At 71.9% G+C, this 12,403-nt stretch carries 12 protein-coding genes; 4 read left to right on the top strand and 8 right to left on the bottom strand.

Annotated features, from left to right (window positions below; translation table 11 throughout):
• Window positions 1–91: 91 nt before the first annotated feature.
• Together ACFT41_RS03855 and ACFT41_RS03850 are read left to right on the top strand one after the other, a co-directional pair.
• Entirely contained in the window at window positions 92–748 is a 657-nt protein-coding gene (locus tag ACFT41_RS03855; RefSeq protein WP_377585674.1) for a TetR/AcrR family transcriptional regulator, read from the top strand.
• A gap of 74 nt (window positions 749–822) precedes the next feature.
• The gene (locus ACFT41_RS03850) at window positions 823–2,409 is read left to right on the top strand and encodes a long-chain-fatty-acid--CoA ligase (RefSeq protein WP_377585671.1); all 1,587 of its coding nucleotides are present in this window, start codon (window positions 823–825) and stop codon (window positions 2,407–2,409) included.
• Between the two features lie 3 nt (window positions 2,410–2,412).
• Here ACFT41_RS03850 and ACFT41_RS03845 read toward each other — a convergent pair whose 3' ends face one another.
• Genes ACFT41_RS03845 through ACFT41_RS03835 form a run of 3 tightly spaced genes read right to left on the bottom strand, consistent with a single transcriptional unit; the run spans window position 2,413 to window position 5,344 of the window.
• Complete coding sequence (locus ACFT41_RS03845) at window positions 2,413–3,102, bottom strand: lactate utilization protein C (RefSeq protein WP_377585668.1); 690 nt, start codon at window positions 3,100–3,102, stop codon at window positions 2,413–2,415.
• Complete coding sequence (locus ACFT41_RS03840; RefSeq protein ID WP_377585665.1) at window positions 3,099–4,547, bottom strand: lactate utilization protein B; 1,449 nt, start codon at window positions 4,545–4,547, stop codon at window positions 3,099–3,101. Before ACFT41_RS03840 ends, ACFT41_RS03845 begins: the two co-directional genes overlap by 4 nt.
• Window positions 4,544–5,344: a (Fe-S)-binding protein gene (locus ACFT41_RS03835; protein ID WP_377585662.1), complete on the bottom strand. Its 801-nt coding sequence runs from the start codon at window positions 5,342–5,344 to the stop codon at window positions 4,544–4,546. The genes ACFT41_RS03840 and ACFT41_RS03835 overlap by 4 nt, the downstream gene beginning before the upstream one ends.
• A gap of 151 nt (window positions 5,345–5,495) precedes the next feature.
• On the opposite strand from ACFT41_RS03835, the gene ACFT41_RS03830 reads away from it, so the two are divergent.
• Window positions 5,496–6,263, top strand: coding sequence for an IclR family transcriptional regulator (locus ACFT41_RS03830; protein WP_377585659.1), 768 nt, complete (start codon window positions 5,496–5,498; stop codon window positions 6,261–6,263).
• Between the two features lie 22 nt (window positions 6,264–6,285).
• A complete protein-coding gene (locus ACFT41_RS03825) occupies window positions 6,286–7,143 on the top strand; it encodes a fumarylacetoacetate hydrolase family protein (protein WP_377585657.1) in 858 nt (285 codons plus the stop codon).
• A 58-nt stretch (window positions 7,144–7,201) separates the two neighbouring features.
• Here ACFT41_RS03825 and ACFT41_RS03820 read toward each other — a convergent pair whose 3' ends face one another.
• The 5 genes from ACFT41_RS03820 to ACFT41_RS03800 are packed head-to-tail and all read right to left on the bottom strand — an operon-like array spanning window position 7,202 to window position 12,388.
• Window positions 7,202–7,987 carry a hypothetical protein gene (locus ACFT41_RS03820; protein WP_377613732.1) on the bottom strand — a complete coding sequence of 262 codons (786 nt, stop codon included), beginning with the start codon at window positions 7,985–7,987 and terminating at the stop codon, window positions 7,202–7,204.
• A gap of 47 nt (window positions 7,988–8,034) precedes the next feature.
• Window positions 8,035–8,967, bottom strand: a complete 933-nt coding sequence (locus ACFT41_RS03815) for a zinc-binding dehydrogenase (RefSeq protein ID WP_377585651.1) — start codon at window positions 8,965–8,967, stop codon at window positions 8,035–8,037.
• Window positions 8,968–8,970: 3 nt separating this feature from the next.
• Window positions 8,971–9,900 carry an NAD(P)-dependent oxidoreductase gene (locus ACFT41_RS03810; protein WP_377585648.1) on the bottom strand — a complete coding sequence of 310 codons (930 nt, stop codon included), beginning with the start codon at window positions 9,898–9,900 and terminating at the stop codon, window positions 8,971–8,973.
• Between the two features lie 52 nt (window positions 9,901–9,952).
• The gene (locus ACFT41_RS03805) at window positions 9,953–10,750 is read right to left on the bottom strand and encodes an SDR family oxidoreductase (RefSeq protein ID WP_377585646.1); all 798 of its coding nucleotides are present in this window, start codon (window positions 10,748–10,750) and stop codon (window positions 9,953–9,955) included.
• Window positions 10,751–10,795: 45 nt separating this feature from the next.
• Window positions 10,796–12,388 carry an ABC transporter substrate-binding protein gene (locus tag ACFT41_RS03800; RefSeq protein WP_377585643.1) on the bottom strand — a complete coding sequence of 531 codons (1,593 nt, stop codon included), beginning with the start codon at window positions 12,386–12,388 and terminating at the stop codon, window positions 10,796–10,798.
• Window positions 12,389–12,403 lie beyond the last annotated feature (15 nt).

The following is a 12,403-nucleotide window of genomic DNA, read 5'->3' as shown; positions in this document are numbered from 1 at the left end:
GCCAAGGTTGCCTCCGGTGCCATCGACTTGAGCTAACGCTCACTAGCCAAACAGGGAATCAGCCCTGCCAGCGGCGTGTCAACATGTGCCGGTGGAATTCCAGACGATGGGCGACCAGGCACGCCCGCAGGACCCGGTCCCCGCCCCGGCGGGTGGGCGACCCGACCGGGCTGAGCAGGTCCGCGCCGCGGCGCTCGACCTGTTCGCCGCCCGGGGCTACCAGCTCACCACCATGGACGAGATCGGCGAACGAGCCGGGATCCGCGGCCCCAGCGTGTACAAGCACGTGCGCTCGAAGCAGGACCTGCTGGCCGGGATCATGCTGCGCACCATGACCGCGCTGCTGGAGAACCAGCAGGCCGCCCTCGACAGCAGCGACGACATCGAGACCCGGCTGCGCCGGGTCGCCGAGGCTCACGTGCGGTACCACGCCCGGCACGCTGCGGAGGCGTTCGTCGGCAACCGGGAGATCAACAGCCTGGAGGAGCCGCACCGCGCCGACATCCTCGACCGGCGCGGCACCTACGAACGGCGGCTCCGTCAGCTCATCGCCGACGGCGTCGACCTCGGCCGGTTCCGGGTGCCGTCGACCCGGCTCGCCTCGTACGCGATTCTCGACATGGGCATCGGTGTGGCGATGTGGTTCCGACCGCACGGCGAGCTCGCCGAGGACGAGATCGTCCACCAGTACGGGGAGATGGCCCTGCGGATCGCGGGAAGCAACCACCAGTCAGGTTCACATATCTGAACCTATTGACAGCATTTGGAACTGAGGGCAACAATGGCCGAACTCTTCAGCCGAACGAGACGGAACCCTCTGTTATGGCGAGCAGCGCCCGAACGGGCCTTGCCGATCGGGACGGGCCCCACGGCAGCCTCAGCTTCGAACCCCTGACCCCGACCGCCTTCCTCGACCGGGCCGCAGCGGTGCACGCCGACCGGCTGGCGGTGGTCGACGGCGCGCTGCGGCTGACGTACCACCAGTTCCACGACCGCTGCCTACGCCTGGCCGGCGCGCTTGCCGACCTCGGGATACGGCCGGGTGACCGGGTCGCCGTCCTGGCGCCGAACACCCACCTCCTGCTGGAGGCGCACTTCGGGGTGCTCTACGGCGGCGCGGTCCTCGTCACGCTGAACACCAGGCTCTCCGCCGACGAACTGCGCTACATCGTCGAGCACGCCGGTTGCCGGGCGCTGCTGTACGACCCGGATCTCGCCGAGCTCGCCGCCGCGATCGTCCGCACGCTGCCCGGGGTGCGGCTGGTCGACGGCGGTACGGAGTACGAGCGGCTGCTCGCCGCGGCGGCACCGCGCCGGGTGCCGGTGCCGGACGAGCGGGCGCTAATGGCGTTGAACTACACCAGCGGCACCACCGGCCACCCCAAGGGGGTGATGTACCACCACCGGGGGGCCTACCTCCAGTCGCTGGCGATGGTCACTCACTTCGGACTGGGCACCGGCACCGTCTACCTGTGGACACTGCCGATGTTCCACTGCAACGGGTGGTGCTTCACCTGGGCGGTGACCGCAGCCGGGGGCACCCACGTCTGCCTTCGCAGGGTCGTACCGGATCGGGTCTGGGACCTGATCCAAAGTGAGGGTGTGACCATGTTGTGCGCCGCGCCCACGGTGCTCGTCTCGCTCGCCGAGGCGGGTTCGGCCAGCTCCGTCCCGGACCGGCGGGTGACCGTCGCGGTCGGTGGCGCACCGCCGTCGCCCAGCCTGCTGCGCCGGTGCGCGGCGCTCGGCTTCGACATCACGCACCTGTACGGGCTGACCGAGACCTTCGGCCCGGTCGCGATCTGCGACTGGCAGCCGGAGTGGGACCACCGGCCGGCCCCGGAGCAGGCGACGCTGCGCGCCCGGCAGGGCGTGGCCAACGTGATCTCGTGTGCGCTGCGGGTGGTGGACACCGACGGACACGACGTCCCCGCCGACGGCGAGACGGTCGGCGAGGTCGCGATGCGGGGCAACAACGTGATGCTCGGCTACCACCGGGACGAGGCGGCGACCCGGGCGGCCGCGCCCGACGGCTGGTTCCGCACCGGCGACCTCGGGGTCCGGCATCCGGACGGATACCTCGAGCTGCGCGACCGCGCCAAGGACGTGATCATCTCGGGCGGGGAGAACATCTCGTCGATCGAGGTCGAGGCGGTGCTGTCCGGCCACCCCGCGGTGCTGGAGGCCGCGGTGGTCGCGGTGCCCGACGAACGCTGGGGCGAACGACCGGTGGCCTTCGTGACGCTGCGGCCCGGCGCCCACGCCGCCCCGGACACGCTGCGGGCCCACGTGCGGGCCCACCTGGCCGCGTTCAAGGTGCCCGACCGCATCGAGTTCCGTGACCTGCCCAAGACCGCGTCCGGCAAAGTCCGAAAGGTCGAGCTGCGCGCCGCCGCCCGGCAGGACTGAGCCCTACCCGGGTTCGGCCACCACCAGCACGTCCAGGGTGCGCGGACCGTGCACCCCCTCGACCCGGTCGAACTCGATGTCGCTGGTGGCACTCGGCCCGCTGATCCAGGTCATCGGCCGGGTGGCGTCGAGTCGGGCGATCGCGTCGGGGACAGCCGGCACGATCTGGTCCGCACGCACCACGACCAGGTGGTAGTCGGGGACGAGGGTGACCGCACGCCAGCCCTGGCCAGGTCCCGAGTCCAGCACGATCGTGCCGGTGAGCGCGATCGCCAGTGCGCAGCCGGTGACCACGCCGTCGAAGGCGGCGAGGGCGGCCGGGTCCGGCAGCACTCCACCGGGGATCACCTGCCAGTCGGGGGCGGTCCACTGCGCGGGCAGGTCGTGGGGAACGCAGATCCGCGTCCGGCCACGCTCACCCAGGATGCCCGTGACCGTCGCGCCGACCTCGGCCGCGCCGCATCGGTACGCGCTCGCCCGGTAGTCGGTCAGCCGTTGCACGAACAGCCCGACCGGGTCGTCGACCGGGCGCGACCCGGCACCCCGGTAGTCCCGGGGCACCCCGACGCCGGGTGGCTGCGTCCCGACGGCGAGCCGGACCCGGCGCAGCACCTCGGCCCGCGCGGTGTCGGCCGGCCGGTCGCCGGTGGTGGCGTCGCGACCAGGACGGCCAGCGGGCACGTGGCGGGTCATCGGCGACTCCCACCGGCCCGGAACGGACGTCGCGGCGGACGCGGCGCGTCCCGCGACCTCGTCCACGCCGACATCGGCGGCGGCAACCGGCGGATCCAGCCGGTACGCCGGCCCAGGACCCGCCCCAACCGCAGCGCGCGCAGGGCCCCGGACCAGCGCCACGGGCCGGACATGAGCCAGCCGAGAACCGACATCGCGGCGGCCTCGGGCGTCGGTAGCCGCCGCTGTTGCGCGGTCGCCGCCACCGCTTGCGCCCGCAGGTGCACCAGCATGCGCGGGATGTCGATCGCCACCGGGCAGGCGTCGAAGCAGGCCCCGCACAGGGTCGAGGCGAACGGCAGGTGGGGGTGGTCGGCCACCCCGGTCAGTTGCGGGGTGAGCACCGCGCCGATCGGCCCGGGATAGACCGAGCCGTACGCGTGCCCGCCCGTCCGCTCGTAGACCGGGCACACGTTCAGGCACGCCGAGCACCGGATGCACCGCAGGGCCGCCCGGCCCGCCGGGTCGGCGAGGGTCGCGGTGCGGCCGTTGTCGAGCAGTACGAGATGGAAGTCCTGCCCCTCCACCGCGCCGGTCCACATCGACGTGTACGGGTTCATCCGCTCGGCGGTCGACGACCGTGGCAGCAGTTGCAGGAACACCTCCAGGTCGCGCCAGGTCGGCAGGATCTTCTCGATCCCCAGCACGGTGATCAGGGTGCGGGGCAGGGTGAGGCACATTCGCCCGTTGCCCTCGGACTCGACGACCGCCAGGGTGCCGGTCTCGGCGATCGCGAAGTTCGCCCCCGAGACGGCCACCCGGGCGGCGAGGAAGCGCTGCCGCAGGTGGGCCCGCGCCGCCTCGACCAGCTCGGCCGGCTCGTCGCCCAGCGCCGGGTCCACCCCGGCCATCTCGCGCCGGAAGATGTCGCGGATCTCCCGCCGGTTGCGGTGGATGGCGGGCACCAGGATGTGGCTGGAGTGGTCCCGGCCGAGCTGCACGATCAGCTCGGCCAGATCCGTCTCGACGGCCCCGATGCCGGCCCGCGCCAGCGCCTCGTTGAGGCCGATCTCCGCGGTGACCATCGACTTGACCTTGACCACCTCGGGCGCACCGACCTGCCGGACCAGGTCGACGACGATGGCGTTCGCCTCAGCCGCGTCCCGGGCCCAGTGCACGGTGCCGCCATGGGCGGTCACCGCCTGCTCCAGCTGCGGCAGGTAGCGGTCCAGGTTGCTGAGCACGTCGTCCTTGACGGCCGCCCCGGCGGCCCGCAGTTGCTCCCAGTCGTCCAGCTCGGCGACCGTGCGCAGCCGCCTGCCGCGGATCGTCCGGGTGGCGTGCGCGAGGTTGCGACGCAACTGGTCGTCGCGCAGTGCCTCGGCGGCGGCGGTCGGAAACGGCGTCGCGGCGTGCAGGTTGCCGATGCCGGGCGGCGCCGTGGGCAGGCCCAGGAACACCGTCATGGTTGCCTCCTCGGGTGCGGCCGGGCACCGGACGGGGGCGGTGTCCACGGTTGGTCCCGGGTCGATGCCAGGATCTCGGCCAGGTGCACGGCCCGCGTTCCCGCCGCCGCGCGGGAGAGCCCGCCGCCGAGGTGTGTGAGGCATGAGGCGTCGCCCGCGGTGACGACGGTCGCGCCGGTCGCGCGGACCGCCCGCAGCTTGTCGTCGAGCATGGCGGCGGAGACGGGCGCGTTCTTCAGCGCAAAGGTGCCGCCGAAGCCGCAGCAGGAGTCGGCGTCGGGCAGGTCCACGAGTTCGATGCCCTCGACCCGGTCCAGCAGCCGCCGCGCCCGGTCACCGGTGCGCAGCAGGCGCAGCGCGTGGCAGGCCTGGTGCAGCGTCACCCGGTGGGGGAACCACGCCCCGACGTCCAGCACGCCGCGCACGTCGACAAGGTATTCGGACAGCTCGTAGGTGCGTGCGGCGACGGCGGCGGCCTCGGCGGCCAGCCGTTCGTCACCGGCCGCCCGGGCGAGTTCGACGTGCTGGTGCCGGACCGCCGCGACACACGAGCCGCTGGCCGCGACGATCGTCTCGGCGTCGGCGAACGCGGCGACGTGGTTGCGGACCAGGGCCAGCGCCTGATCCGGGTAGCCGGAGTTGACGTGCAGCTGACCGCAGCAGGTCTGTCGCCGCGGTACGGCCACGTCCAGCCCCAGCCGTTCGAGCACCGCGACCGTCGCGGCGCCGACGCCGGGCGTCAACCCGTCCACGAGACAGGTGACGAACAACGCCACCCGGGCAGAAGGTGGACTCACCGCGACGGTACGGGCGCACGGCCCGGCATCCTGGCCCAATTCGACGTCCTTTCACCGTGCGGTGCCCGGCCCGGTGAAGCACCGGCGGCAACGAGGTTGTATGGTACCAGTATCAAAACCACGGTTCATCTACATGAACAGGTCCGGTCCTATGAGCACTCTCGTCAAGTCGGCAGACCGCACGCTGGCAATCCTCGACCTGCTGACCGAGCACCGTGACGGGCTGACGCTGACCGAGGTTCAGCGCCACCTGGAGTTCCCCAAGAGCAGCACCTACGTGCTGCTGATGACGATGACGGCCCGCGGCTTCCTCGAACAGGACCCCGACACCCGCCGGTTCCGCATCGGCATCCGGCTGTGGCAGGCCGGCCAGAGCTATGTCGCGATCAACGACCTGGAGAAGGTCGCGCTGCCGTACATGGAGACCCTCCGGGACACGCTGAACGAGACGGTCCAACTGGCCACCCTCGATGGCACCGACAACGTCTACATCGCCAAGGTCGATCCGGATCACCACCTGCGGCTCGCCTCCCGGGTCGGCGTGCGCCTGCCGGCGTACGCCACCGGCATCGGGAAGGCGCTGCTCAGCCAACTCGACGAGGACGACCTGCGGGACCGCTTCGCCGCCACGGAGTTCGTCCGGTACACCCCGCAGACGGTCACCTCGCTCCCCGAGCTCGTCGCCGCCGTCCGGCAGGCCCGGGCGAACGGGTACGCGATCGACAACTGCGAGTACACCCCCGGCGTCTTCTGCGTAGCGGCTCCGCTGAACGGCCTACGAGCCGCCCCGCGGGCCGCCATCAGCGTCTCCATCCCCGAGGTTCGCAAGACGCCTGACCTCATCCGGCGCACCATCGACACGCTCTGCTCCACCACCCAGCAGCTCTCGCTCCGCCTCGGCTACCGCGACGGCGCCTGACCGACGACACGAAAGGACTGACGTGGAACTGTTCCGATTCGGCGCCCCCGGGAAGGAGCGGCCAGCCGTGCGCCACGAGGGCCGGGAATACGACCTCGCCGGGCTCACCGCCGACCTGGACGGCCCCTTCTTCGAGACCGACGGCATCGAGCGGGTGGCCACCGCGCTCGCCGCCGGCACGCTCGACCCGGTGGACACCGCCGGGCAGCGCATCGGCGCGCCGGTCGCGCGACCGCCCGCCGTGGTGTGCATCGGGATGAACTACGCGGCCCACGCCACGGAGTCGGGCGCCGCCCCGCCGCAGCACCCGGTGGTCTTCCTCAAGCATCCCGGCTGCGTGGTCGGCCCGGACGACGACGTGATCCTGCCGCCCGGCTCGGTGAAGACCGACTGGGAGGTCGAACTCGCCGTCGTCATGAAGCGCACGCCGCGTCACCTCACCGACCCGGCCGACGCGCTGGACTACGTGGCCGGCTTCGCGCTCGCCAACGACCTGTCCGAGCGCGCCTTCCAGATCGAGATCTCCGGCGGCCAGTGGTCCAAGGGCAAGTGCGCGGAGACGTTCAACCCGCTCGGTCCGGTGCTGCGCCCGGCGGGCGAGCTCGACCCGGGCCGGCTCCGGCTGCGTTCCTGGGTCAACGGTGAGCCCCGGCAGGATTCCAGCACCGCCGACATGATCTTCTCGGTCCCCGAGCTGATCGTCCACCTCAGCCAGCACATGCTGCTGATGCCGGGCGACGTCGTCAACACCGGCACCCCGCAGGGCGTCGCGCTGTCCGGCCGGTTCCCCTATCTCGGGGTCGGCGACGTCGTGACCCTGGAGATCGAGGGGCTGGGCCGGCAGGAGCAGACCGTCGTCGGATACCACCCGGCCGGCTGACCCCGCCGCTTCCCGCTGTCCGGCCGGGTCGGACAGCGGGAAGCGACCCCCGGTCACCTCACCGACCAGGCGGCGGTGCGGCGACCAGCCCGTCCGGGTACGTCGTGAGCTGATCGGCGTCGTAGAGGGTCAGCGGCACGTCGGCGACCCGTCGCACCCGCTCGTGCGCCGCCATGGCCTCGTAGATGTTCTCGCAGATCCCGATCGGGTGGTCGGAGTCCAGGTTGCGGCGGGTGAAGTAGGCGTCGGTGACGGTGACGACGCCGACCGTGCTGTCGATCTCGACGGCCATCGAGGCGCGGTGGTGCGACCCGGTCCACCAGGTACGGATGCCGGGCACGACCTCGTCCTCGTCGGCGAGCAGCCGGACCCGGTCCCACGCCTCGTGGGTGAGGTGGTGCAGCACCTCCGGCGGCAGGCAGGACCAGCGGTCGTCATGCGGGTGTTTCTTCGTCCGGTGGAAGTGCGTCCACCCCCGCTCGGTCAGGCAGATCTGCGCACGCGGGAAGAACGCGACGTTCGACGTGGTGTAGAGCTGCAACGGGGTCAGCAGGACGTGCGTGATGTCCTCGGGGGCGAGGCCCTGGGCTACCAACTGGTCGGGCAGCCACTGCCCGGGGGCCCGCCGCAGGGCGGCCCGCTCGCCGAGGAAGGTGGCCCATCGCGCGTTCATCGGGCCGAGGTCCCGGGCCGGGCCGGTGCTCACCAGGGCGTTGACGCCCGCGCCCTGGATCAGGACGGCCTGGAAGGCCAGCCGGTACCAGCGGTCCCAGTCCGACATCCAGTACACCTCGGGCCCGGGGACGTCACCGTCACCGAGATGAAGCAAGCGAACGCCGAACATGGCGTTCCTCCTTTCCTTGGGATCGGCCGTGGCCGTGGCCGTACCGGTCACGGCCGCAGGACGGCCTTCACGACATCCTGGCGGCCCCGCATCAGCTCGGTGAAGATGGCGGCGCCGTCGGCGAGGTCGAACGACGAGGTCCAGTCCAGCGCGACCGTCTCCGCGAGAACGACCGCGTGGGCGAACTCGGCGGCGGTGTAGCAGTACGAGCCCACGACGTGCTTCTCCTCCCGGACGATCTGCTGTCCGTCGAAGCCGGCGTCGCTGCTGAGCAGCCCCACCCAGACGGCCGTGCCGCCCGGACGCAGGCGCTGCACCGAGAGCCGGTGGGTGGCCGAGGCACCCACCGCGTCGATGATCACGTCGAACTCGCCGGTCAGGGTCGGGCCGACGGCCGCCGCGCCGAGGCGCTCGGCCACTGCCAGGCGGGTTTCGGACAGGTCGCAGACCGTCACCTCGTCGGAATACTGGCGGGCGACGAGCAGCGAGACCAGGCCGATCGTGCCGGCGCCCAGGACCGCGATCCGCGCCCCCTCGGCCGGGCGGGCCAGGTTCAGCGCGTGCACCGCGTTCGCCAGCGGCTCGATCATCGCGGCCGTCTCGAACGACATCGTGGGCGCCAGCGGGTGCAGTGCGTGCTCGGGCACCGCCACGTACTCGGCGAACGCGCCGGCCCGGTGGATGCCGAGGATCTGCCGGCGCCGGCACAACTGGTCGCGACCGAGGAGGCACAGGTCGCAGGTGCCGCAGCTCAGCAGCGGGTTCACCGTCACCCGACGCCCGTCGCTCGTGGTGCCGGAGAACTCGTGGCCCATGATCAGCGGTGGGCTGCGGAAGTGGGAGTCCGCGATGCCGTGCAGTTCGCTGCCGCAGATGCCGACCGCGTGGACGGCGACGACGACCTCGGCGTCGGACGGTACGGGTGGCTCGACGTCGAGCAGTTCCACGGTGTTCGGCCTGGTGAAGACGAGGGCACGCACCGGTCAGCCCGCCGTGGTCAGCAGGTCGCGCAGGATCTCGGCGGCCCGCTGCTGCAACTGCGGCAGCGACACCGTCGACAGGTACGCGATGTGGGGTGTCACCAGGGCCCGCGGGTGCCCGGACAGCTTCGCGGACGTCTGCTCGGGCGGCTCGCTGGCCAGCACGTCGAGCGAGGCGAAGCCCAGCGTGCCGGCGTCGAGCGCGGCCAGCAGGTCGGTCTCGACCACCAGGGCGCCCCGGGCCGTGTTCACCAGGTGGCCGTCCGTCCCGAGCGCGTCGAGCACGGCGCGGTCGACGATCCCGCGCGTCTGTTGCGTCGCGGGCACGTGCAGGGTGAGGTGGTTTACGGCGGCGGCCAGCTCGACCAGCGTCGGGTGCGCCGTGACGCCGGCCGGCACATCGGACACGAACGGATCCCACACGTGCACCGGGAAGCCCAGGGCCAGAGCCCGCGCCGCGACCTCGCGGCCGATGCGGCCGAAGCCGGCGACGCCGACGGGGTCCTGCCCGGGCGGCAGCGCGGGGGCGATGCCCGCGGTGGTCCAACCCACGTCGGCGCACGACCGGCTCGCCGTGGTGAGCCGGCGGTTGTGCGCGTAGACGGCCGCCATGCTGTGGTCGGCGACCTCCGCCAGGCAGTAGTCGTCGACGTTGCGCACCGCGATCCCCCGCCGGGCGGCGGCGGCCAGGTCGATGTTATCGAGGCCGATGCCGTAGCGTACGACGGCCCGCAGCCGGGGCAGCCCGGCCAGCACCCGGTCGGTGATGGGCGCCCACTGCACCAGCAGCCCGTCGGCCTCGGCGGCGACGCCGAGGACCCCGTCCTCGGTCCTGGCGTCGAACCGGCTCACCGCGAAGTCGCCGGCCAGCACGGCTCGTTCGATCGAGCCGTCCCCCAGGTTGGTGTCGGTGATGACGATGTTCGTTGTCACTGTCGTTCCTCGAATCACTAGTCGATGCGCCCGGTGGGGCGGACGGGCGGTGCTACCGGGAGCCGGCGAACGAGGAGTCGTCCCCGAGCCCCTCGGGACCCATGGCCAGGTAGCCGCCGTCCACCGGCAGTTCGGCGCCGGTGATGAAGCTGGCGTCGGAGGAGCACAGGAAGGCGATGGCGCGGGCCACCTCCGCCGGCTCCCCGAGGCGGCGCAGCAGGTGGAACCGGCCCCAGACCGGCTCCCAGGCGGCCCGGTCACCGCCCGCCGCCCGGCTGACCTCGGGGGTCCAGATCCAGCCGGGGCTCACCACGTTGACGCGGATGCCGTCCGGGGCCAGGTCCATCGCCATGCACCTGGTCAGCGTGACGATCGCGCCCTTCGTCGTGTTGTACGTCCACCGCGACCGCTGCGCGACGTGCGCCGAGATGCTGGCGGTGTTGACGATCGCCGCGCCCGGGGCGCGGGCCAGCAGGGGGTGGGCCGCCTGCACCACGTTGCTGATGCCCTGCACGTTGACCCGCAGCACGTGGTCCCAGTCGGCGCCGGTCACGTCGAGCCCCCGGGCCAGGAAGGTCGCGGCGCAGTTGACGACGAGGTCGAGGCGTCCGTGCGACGCCGCGACGCCGCCGACCACGTCCCCCACCGCGGCCCGGTCGGCGACATCGACGACCGCGGCGGTCGCGGCGCCCCCGGCGGCCCCGATCGCGGCGACCGTGGCGGACAGACCGGCCGGGTCGACGTCCATCGCGACCACGTGCACGCCGCGGGCGGCCAACTCCTGCGCCGTCGCGGCCCCGATGCCCGAGGCTGCCCCGGTGACGACACCGACCCGACCGATCCAATCCATGGTTTCCCCTTCCTCAGGCAGCCGGCCGCGTGATCAGCGGCGGCATCAGTTCGTGACCCAGGCGTTGGCGAAGGTGGGCACGCTGTAGCGCAGCCGGCTCGGCTCGTCGTAGTCGGCGCTGCGCATCCGCTTCGACCAGATGAAGCCGATCGGCGCGCTGGTCGTCCACACCCAGGGCAACTGGGTGGTCAGCACGGCGTCCGCTTCGTTCCAGAGTTGCTTCTGCCTGGCCGGGTCCGACTCGGCGCGCGCCGCGGTCGCCCTGGCGTCGAACGTCGCGTCGGCGAACCCGCCCGTGTTCAGGTCGCCCGCCGAGTGCAGGAACCGGTAGGGCAGCAGGTCCGGCGTCAGGAAGCCGGCCATGGTCCAGCAGATCGCCTGGTACTTCTTGCCGAAGAAGGCGGCCACCCACGCGGAGTAGTCCAGCGCGTCGAGCTTGACGTCGAAGCCGGCCGCCTTGAGCTGCGCGACGATGACGTCCGTGGCCGGGCGGATCGTGTTGCACGTGTACGAGAACGTCGCCTTCCTGCCCGTCGCCGCCTCGTACTCCTTGACCAGCGCCTTGGCTCCTTCCAGGTCGAAGCCCGGATCGGCCGCCGTGCCGTGGAAGGCGTTCCCCGCGGGGAACAGGCTGACCGCCGGCGTGCCGAAGCCCTCGGTGGTCAGATCGACGATCTCCTGCCGGTTGAGCGCCTTGGACACCGCCTGCCGCAGCCGCAGGTCGTCGAACGGCGACTGGGCCAGGTTGAGGATGACGGCGTCCTGGTCGCCGCCGACCCCCTGGACGAAGTTGACCTGGTTGTTGGCCTTGGCCGTCTGCATCAGGGTGGGGTTGACGGTCGACATCAGGTCGATGTCACCCGCCTGTAGCGCCTGGTAGGCGCTCTGCGGGTCGGCGATCGTCTTGATGACGACCTGGTCCAGGTAGACCTGCCGGTCCTTGTTCCAGTAGTTCGGGTTACGCACCAGCTCCACCGGCTTGCCGGGCGACCAGGACTGGAGTTTGAACGGTCCGACCCCGGCCGCGTGGGCCGTGTAGTCGTCGCCGTACTGCTTGAGGGCGGTGGGCGAGGCGATGTAGCCCGCGGTCCCGGATCCGTCGTAGGCGAAGGCGTACGGCAGGCTGGCGAACGGTTCCTTCAGGTGCAGCAGCACGGTGGTCTCGTCGGGAGCCTCCACCGACTTGACCGAGGAGAGCAGCGCGGCAGCCGTGGAGCCCTTGGCCATGCCGCGCTCCAGGTTGAACTTCACCGCCTCGGCGTTGAACGGCGTGCCGTCGCTGAACTGGACCCCGGTGGGCAGGGTCATCGTCCAGGTCAACTGGTCCGGGCTCGCGGTCAGCGACGTGGCGAGATTGGGCTGGGGCTGGTCGCCGACCTTGGGAACGACCATGAGGGTGTCGTAGATCGACGAGCCGACCAGCGCCATCGCGTTGGCGGACCCCTTGCTCGGGTCCAGGGTCTTGACCTCGACGGCCAGGGCGACCGTCAACGTTCCGCCGGTGCGGGGCGCGCCGTCGGAGCCGGCGTCACCGGTGCCGGCGTTGGTCGTACAACTGGTCAGGGCAACCGCCAGGAGGGGGGCCACCAGCAGGGCTGTGCCCCAACGGAAGCGGCGGCGGACGGAAGAGACGGGCATGTCGGGGCCTTTCAG

It is taken from the genome of Micromonospora sp. NPDC057141, from assembly GCF_042670805.1.
Classification (GTDB): Bacteria; Actinomycetota; Actinomycetes; order Mycobacteriales; family Micromonosporaceae; genus Micromonospora.
The sequence above is the reverse complement of the archived record's forward strand: the minus strand, read 5'-3'. Positions and strand labels throughout refer to the sequence as shown.

What these genes read in the sequence shown, in the direction of transcription:
- ACFT41_RS03850 (WP_377585671.1), top strand. Translation starts at nt 823, where the DNA reads ATGGCGAGCAGCGCCCGAACGGGCCTTGCCGATCGGGACGGGCCCCAC.
- ACFT41_RS03845 (WP_377585668.1), bottom strand. Translation starts at nt 3,102, where the DNA reads ATGACCCGCCACGTGCCCGCTGGCCGTCCTGGTCGCGACGCCACCACC.
- ACFT41_RS03840 (WP_377585665.1), bottom strand. Translation starts at nt 4,547, where the DNA reads ATGACGGTGTTCCTGGGCCTGCCCACGGCGCCGCCCGGCATCGGCAAC.
- ACFT41_RS03830 (WP_377585659.1), top strand. Translation starts at nt 5,496, where the DNA reads ATGAGCACTCTCGTCAAGTCGGCAGACCGCACGCTGGCAATCCTCGAC.
- ACFT41_RS03820 (WP_377613732.1), bottom strand. Translation starts at nt 7,987, where the DNA reads ATGTTCGGCGTTCGCTTGCTTCATCTCGGTGACGGTGACGTCCCCGGG.
- ACFT41_RS03805 (WP_377585646.1), bottom strand. Translation starts at nt 10,750, where the DNA reads ATGGATTGGATCGGTCGGGTCGGTGTCGTCACCGGGGCAGCCTCGGGC.
- ACFT41_RS03800 (WP_377585643.1), bottom strand. Translation starts at nt 12,388, where the DNA reads ATGCCCGTCTCTTCCGTCCGCCGCCGCTTCCGTTGGGGCACAGCCCTG.